The organism is Mycobacterium sp. (genome assembly GCF_032159565.1).
GTDB lineage: Bacteria > Actinomycetota > Actinomycetes > Mycobacteriales > Mycobacteriaceae > Mycobacterium.
Genome location: NZ_JAVHWR010000197.1, coordinates 24,624 through 31,359, shown reverse-complemented (window position 1 = coordinate 31,359; position 6,736 = coordinate 24,624). Strand labels below are relative to the sequence as shown.

Annotated in this window: 6 protein-coding genes; 5 read left to right on the top strand and 1 reads right to left on the bottom strand. The window is 65.1% G+C overall.

Annotation, left to right across the window (positions count from 1 at the left end; all coding sequences use genetic code 11):
- Window positions 1-126: 126 nt before the first annotated feature.
- From QOC76_RS26975 to QOC76_RS26955, 5 genes are all read left to right on the top strand, one after another.
- Window positions 127-2,325: a PP2C family protein-serine/threonine phosphatase gene (locus tag QOC76_RS26975; RefSeq protein ID WP_526362262.1), complete on the top strand. Its 2,199-nt coding sequence runs from the start codon at window positions 127-129 to the stop codon at window positions 2,323-2,325.
- A 411-nt stretch (window positions 2,326-2,736) separates the two neighbouring features.
- Window positions 2,737-2,889, top strand: coding sequence for a hypothetical protein (locus tag QOC76_RS26970; RefSeq protein ID WP_526362260.1), 153 nt, complete (start codon window positions 2,737-2,739; stop codon window positions 2,887-2,889).
- Between the two features lie 141 nt (window positions 2,890-3,030).
- The gene (locus QOC76_RS26965; RefSeq protein WP_526362258.1) at window positions 3,031-3,306 is read left to right on the top strand and encodes a hypothetical protein; all 276 of its coding nucleotides are present in this window, start codon (window positions 3,031-3,033) and stop codon (window positions 3,304-3,306) included.
- An 87-nt stretch (window positions 3,307-3,393) separates the two neighbouring features.
- Window positions 3,394-4,389, top strand: a complete 996-nt coding sequence (locus QOC76_RS26960) for an amidohydrolase family protein (RefSeq protein WP_526362256.1) — start codon at window positions 3,394-3,396, stop codon at window positions 4,387-4,389.
- 139 nt (window positions 4,390-4,528) lie between these two features.
- Window positions 4,529-5,854 (top strand): MFS transporter, encoded by a 1,326-nt coding sequence (locus QOC76_RS26955; protein WP_526362267.1) that lies wholly within the window; start codon window positions 4,529-4,531, stop codon window positions 5,852-5,854.
- A 4-nt stretch (window positions 5,855-5,858) separates the two neighbouring features.
- Here QOC76_RS26955 and QOC76_RS26950 read toward each other — a convergent pair whose 3' ends face one another.
- Complete coding sequence (locus QOC76_RS26950) at window positions 5,859-6,725, bottom strand: LLM class F420-dependent oxidoreductase (protein ID WP_526362254.1); 867 nt, start codon at window positions 6,723-6,725, stop codon at window positions 5,859-5,861.
- Window positions 6,726-6,736 lie beyond the last annotated feature (11 nt).

The following is a 6,736-nucleotide window of genomic DNA, read 5'->3' as shown; positions in this document are numbered from 1 at the left end:
AGCCGTGGCGCATGCCAGGTAGCTGTCGTCGTGACGAACGCGAGCAGTCGACATACCGGTTCAGTCGCTTGTCCTTGAATGAAAGTAACGCGCCCTAGTGACTACGCAGTCGATAGGCTCATCACGGTGTCTTGGCCCGGGATGACGGCGAGCGAGCCGCGCGGCGGCGCGCGCGTGAATCGGCGTCAGAATTGGCGGTCGGCGGGTGTGCTGTTCGCCTGCGTGGCGCTGTCCTATCTGGCCGGGGCGGTCCTTTCGTGGCAGTCCTTCGGCGCCGGGATCGATCCGGCGTTCTTCCCGCCCGCCGGCGTCACCGTGGCCGCGATGCTGCTGACACCGCGATCGCGATGGGCGGTCATCGTCGCCGCGATAGTCGTGGCGGAGTTGGCCGTTGATCTCCATTACGGCGTCGGCGTGGGCGCTGCGTCGGGATTCGCGTTGGCCAACTCTATCGAGCCTGTGATTGGAGCATCGCTGGTCTGGGCCTGGTGCAACGGCGCGCCGGACCTACGGGCTCGGGGGGACCTGGCCAAATTCGTCGCCGCAGCTTGCCTGGCTGGTCCACTGGTCGGGGGGGTGATCGGCGGCGCGGTCAGTGCCGCGTCCAACGACACTTCATGGCCCATTGCCGTTGTGCACTGGTGGGCGGGCGACGGCATCGGCGCTCTCGTAGTGGGCTCACCAATTTTGCTGTGGCCCAGACAGTCTCACATACTGCGGGCTCGCCTTGCGGAGACTTTTCTGGTGGTCGCCGTCACCGTTGCGATGTCGCTGACGACATTCTGGTGGCAGGCGCCACCGAGCTTGCTGCTGCTGCCGGTGATGGCGTGGGCGGCGTTTCGGCTCGACGTGATCGGTGCGGCCGTCGCCGGGGCGGTATTGGCCTTCATCGTCAACTACATGACGGGCTCGGAGCGCGGCTTGTCCGCGGAATTGAACCTGGCCGCGCCGGTACGGCTGGCGATGACACAGGCATTCATCGCGGTCATCGTGCTGGTCGCCATGCTGATCGCGCAAGAAGCCGCCGGACGCGTCGCGGCAATCAGACAGCGGGAAGCCGAACGTCGTGAACACGACCGGCTGCAGACCCTTGCGCTACTGGCGCAGCAGCTGTCAGCGGCGCTGACGCCCAGCCAAATCGGTGATGCAGTCGTCTCTCAGCTGTTGGGCGACGCCGGAGCGCAAGCGCTGACGCTGGGACTGTTGAGTCCCGACGGGCGACGGCTGCAGTGGGTGAGCATGGCGGGCTACCCGCAGGAATTGCGCGACAGGTTCGGAGACGGGCTTCTTCTGGAAGAGAGCACCGCTGCGAGCGAGACGGTCCGTCGGGGGCAGGCCGTGGTGATCGGCAACCTCGCGGAATACCAGCGGCGCTATCCCGACAATGCCGAGTTGATGGCGCAGAGCGGGGCGGCGTCCATGGTGTGCTGGCCGCTGTCCTCCGGCGCCAAGCCCATCGGCATGCTCGGCCTGATGTGGACGCGGCCGCAACCGCTCGATGCCGCGCAATTGGCATACGCCTCTGCCGTCGCCACCATGGTCGGGCAGGCCTTGGTGCGCGCTCAGGTATATGCCGACGAGCACGCCCGGGCCGCGGTGCTGCAGGCGGCGGTGCTGCCCACCGAACCGGCCGACATCGACGAACTGGACTTGGCCGTCAGCTACGAACCAGCAGACGCCGAGCACGGACTCGGCGGTGACTGGTACGACGTCATGGCCCTGCCGAAGCAGCGCACCTACCTTGCGGTGGGTGACGTGGTCGGACATGGATTGCCGGCCGTCGAAGACATGGCGCAACTGCGCAGCGCCGCGCGCGCCATGGCCCTGCAGGGGCTGCCGCCCGCACAACTGCTCGGCGAACTCAACACCTTCACCGCCCACGCCAGCCACGGAAGGTTCACCACCATGGCCGTGGGCGTCTTCGATCCGCTGGCCGGCGCCTTGTCCTACGGCCTGGCCGGGCATCCACCGGCATTGCTGCGTCGCGCGCGGGACGGGGAAGTCGTGCGACTCGTCGACGCCCACGGCCCGGTGCTCGGGCCCATCCGTGATGCCACCTACACCGAGGGCCAGGTGAGGCTTAGTCCCGGTGACATCTTGCTCATGTACACCGACGGCCTGGTCGAGCGCCCAGGCCGCGACATCGAGACAGGCATCGCGCAGGTGCAGCGGCTATTGGCGGGCTGGCGATCGGATACCGCGCTGGCCGAGGGCTGCCGGCAACTCACCGAAACGCTTGCCTTACCGCCTCGCCAAGACGATGTCTGTGTGATCGCCGTGCGCGTCCGGGTCGCCGATTCCACGCTGCCGGCGGCGCCGAGCTGAGCGTCGCGACGTCTACGCCGGTCGAGGATCGGACCGGGTGAGCGCATGACGTCGACTAAAAAGACAAGTGTTTCCCGAATTTTCCGCCGAGGCCGCAGAGCGAGCGTGCCTGCAATCACGTCGCTGCGACGCGCCGTCGTGGAACAGGTGGACATCGACGGGGGATGTCGTCTCAGCGATTCCGTCCGCCGCCCAGGTCACCGTCGGCATCATCGGAGCGGTGCTCGAGATAGAGCAGGACTATATAGATCAGCGATCAGCATGCTGGACAGCGATGTTACGGCCGTATACGAAAAATGACCTGATCACCGGACGGCCTTGGCGGCAAGAGGGCGTCAACTATCGCGTCGAATTGTTGACGCTCGAGATTCCTTGCTATGCAAGGGTTTCCAATACGAAGAGGCGCGCAATGTGGCCACCCTCGCATATGCCGCAACGCAATCGCTCGACGTCGAACAGGCGCAAATCTTCATTGACGGCCTGGTCGCCAGTGTGCCGGTGCTGGCGGGCGCTGTGAAACGTCGCGTCACTCCTTCTCCGGGAGCCGAACAGCCTTACCTCTGAGTCGGAGACCCGCAGACTTCGATGCCCGGCACGGCGCATAGTCCGACTGTTCCACCGAACCGCACAGTCGCCTGGTTGACGTTTGGGTTAAATGTTGCTCTGAGGTCGTTGAGTCGGCGTTCGACTACGTAGCGTTGAGGCATGGAGGGGGCAGCCGATCTGCGCAGCACATTTCAGAAGTCGCTGAACTGTGCGATCGCGCATGGTCAGCGCCCTTCACCTCGGTGCGGACTGGGAGACAGGACGCATACAGCGATCGAAGCTGTCGCGCAGGAGCATCCAGATGCGACGGTCGACCACATCGCCGATGCCTACGATGCGTTCGCTCGCGAACACGAGCCGTCCAGTTCCACGGCGCCGCAGGCGAATGAGCCGAAGCGATTAGAGGCAAGTCGCGACAGGTTCAACCAAAGCTGAGACAGCCGCTGTCCAGTTTCCGGCGTACGAATGAGGGTGAGGTCATCGAACCTCGCCCGTTAGACATTCACGTCGTGAGGAAGTCCAGTGCGCATCATCACCGTCGAGGAACATTTCCAGCACCCGGAGGCCGTCGCCCGCGTTCTGGAACTGTCGGACCCGCCGCCCACTCAGCCCGACGCCGGCTTCGGCGCATTCCTGCGAGACTTCACGCCCGACAAAGACTCGACGGAGCGGTTGGCGGGCGAGCGGCTGAAGCACATGGACGAGGTCGGCATCGATATGCAGGTGGTGTCGCACGGCGCGAACGGCCCAAGCACTCTGGATCACCCCGAAGCTGTTTATCTGTGCCGCAAAGTCAATGACTCACTCGCCGAACAGATTTCACAACATCCTACTCGATTTCGCGGCTTTGCGACCATTCCGCTGCACGACCCCGCCGCGGCTGCCGACGAGATGCGGCGATGCGCCAACGAGCTTGGGTTCGTGGGAACCCTCGTGATGGGAACCTGCGGCGGGTTGTTCCTCGACGATGACCGGTTCGCCCCCGTCCTGTGCGCCGCCGAGGAAGTCGATCTCCCGATCTACGTTCACCCCGGTGCCCCGCCGAACCCCGTAACGACCGCTTACTACGCGGGAAGTTGGCCGACGGCAATCCAATTCTTGTTCTCCTCGCCCGCATTCGGCTGGCACGCGGAGGCCGGAATCCACGTGCTGCGGCTCATCCTGTCGGGCGCACTGGATCGTCACCCCGGCCTCAAACTCCTCAGCGGTCATTGGGGCGAGTTGGTGGCAGGGTGGCTCGACCGGCTCGACGAGACAATCGGCTGGGCCAAGTATCTGGACCGCCCCGTCAGTGACTACTACCGACAGCATGTGTGGATCACGCCATCAGGCATGTACAGCCAGAATCAGCTGAAGTTCTTCGTCGCCGAGGTCGGCGCCGACCGAATCATCCATGCCGAGGACTTCCCGTATGTGGTTCGCGACAACGTGTCGGAATTCATCGAGCACGCAGACCTCAGCGACGACGAGCGCACCGCGATCGCACATCGAAACGCGGAGAACGTGATGCGAATCTGACGCCCGTGCTAGATCCCCCTGTGGCCGACCGGCTGAGATCGGCCACCAATCGCTGAGTTGACTTCGATGGCGGGCTAGGTTGACGGCAATGCCTGACCCGACGCCCGCGCAGTCTCCACAGTCGTCGTTCCCGCGCGGCATGGCGTTATTGGTGGCCGCTGCGTTCTTCATGGAGATCCTCGACGCCACGATCATCGCGCCGGCCATACCGCGCATCGCCGAGTCGTTCGGTGTCGCGGCGGTGAACATCAACGTGGCGATTTCGGCGTACCTGATCACCGTCGCTGTGCTGATACCTGCGACCGGATGGATGGCCGACCGGTTCGGTGTTCGGCGCGTGTTCGTCACCGCGATTGCGGTGTTCACGATCGCCTCAGTCGGCTGCGCTGCCAGTACGTCGCTACCAATGCTGGTGGGCATGCGCGTGCTGCAAGGCGTCGGCGGCGCGATGATGGTCCCCGTCGGACGACTGGCCGTGTTGCGGCACTCCGGCAAGTCCGACCTCGTCCGCGCCATCGCCCTGCTCACCTGGCCGGCACTGGCCGCACCGGTGATAGCCCCCGCCTTGGGCGGCGCGATCGCCACGTTCGTATCGTGGCGCTGGATTTTCCTGATCAACATTCCGATCGGCGTGATCGGCTTTCTCCTGGCGCTCAAGCTTGTACACGGTGAGCCCGTGCCGTCGGCGCGCCCACTGGACTGGCGCGGAATGCTGATGATCGGACTGGGAATCGCGTCCGCGCTGATCGCGCTCGAACAGCTTCACGTGAGCGGCACCGACTGGGCGTTCGTCGGAGTGTCCGGAGCGGCCGCAGTGGTGCTGCTCGGCTGTGCGGCCAACCACCTCCTGCGCTCGGATGCGCCGCTCGTGCAACTGAGGGTGCTGCGGGAACGGACACTGCGGATCACCGTCACGGCCGGATCCTTGTACCGCATGGTGATCACCGCCGTCCCGTTCCTGCTGCCGTTGCAGTTCCAGTTCGTGTTCGGCTGGACGCCATTCAGCGCGGGCCTCATGGTCGCGGCGTTGTTCCTTGGCAACCTCACCATCAAGCCGGCGACTACTCCGCTGATGCGCAGATTCGGCATCCGTAACGTGCTGCTCGCCAACGGAATGGCGTCGGTCGGATGTTTCGGATTACTGGCGTTGCTTGCGCCGGGACTTCCGATCGTCGCGATGGCCGCCGTTCTCTATGTCAGCGGTGCATTGCGCTCGATCGGCTTCACCGCATATGCCAGCTTGGCGTACTCGGGTATCGCCGGTGACGATCTCACCCACGGAAACACCCTGAACTCATCGGTTCAGGAACTTGCCGCCGGCCTCGGAATCGCCATAGCCGCACTGCTTCTCGGCATCCTGTCGTCGTACCCTTATGTTTATCTGGTGCTCGGCGCAGTGCTGGCCACGACGCTGATCGAAACGCTTCGCCTGCCCCGGGATGCCGGGTCGCATGTCAGTGGATGACGACTCAATCCGCAGGAAGCGATTCAGCGGCTCGTGACAGCGCGGCGAGGTGGTCGTCGACGGTTTTCAGGCCTGCGCCCATGGTGTTGACCGATACATGAGTCGCACCCGCTTCGGCCCATTGCTTCAACCGCTCGATGACCGCGTCGACGTCGCCGCGCCAATCCACGCGACCCTCCATGCCGATCGACGCCGGATCCCGGCCTGCCGCGACCGCGGCGCGTTCGACCACGGTGCGCGCTTCGTCGAGCGCAGGCCCCGGCCCCATCATGGGAAACCAGCCGTCCGCCAGGCGCCCGGCACGCTTGTAGCCCGGCGGCGACGCCGCCCCGACCCATACCGGAATCGGACGCTGGACGGGCAGGGGCGCGATACCCGCGCCGGTGAGCTTGTCGAACTCCCCGTCGAACGTCACCGACTGCTCGGTCCAGAGGCGCCGCAGCAGGGCGATCTGCTCGGCAGACCTTTTGCCGCGACTGCCGAAATCCTCACCGAGCGCCTCGTACTCGACGGCGTTCCAGCCGACACCGATGCCGAGCCGCAACCGGCCGCCGCTGAGCAGGTCGACCTCTGCGGCCTGCTTGGCCACCAACGCTGTCTGGCGCTGCGGCAGGATGATGACGCCGGTGACCAGCTCGAGTGACCGCGTGACCGCGGCGAGATAGCCGTACAAGACGAAGGGCTCATGGAACGTCGTGTGTACGTCGTACGGTCCATTCCAGCCGGTATGGACCTTCGGGTCGGCACCCACGACGTGGTCGTATACGAGAATGTGGCGGTAGCCGAGTTCCTCGACGCCCTCGGCGTACGCGCGCACGGCGCCCGGATCTCCGCCGAGTTCGGTCTGCGGAAACGTCACTCCAACTCGCATGTCCTCGTCCT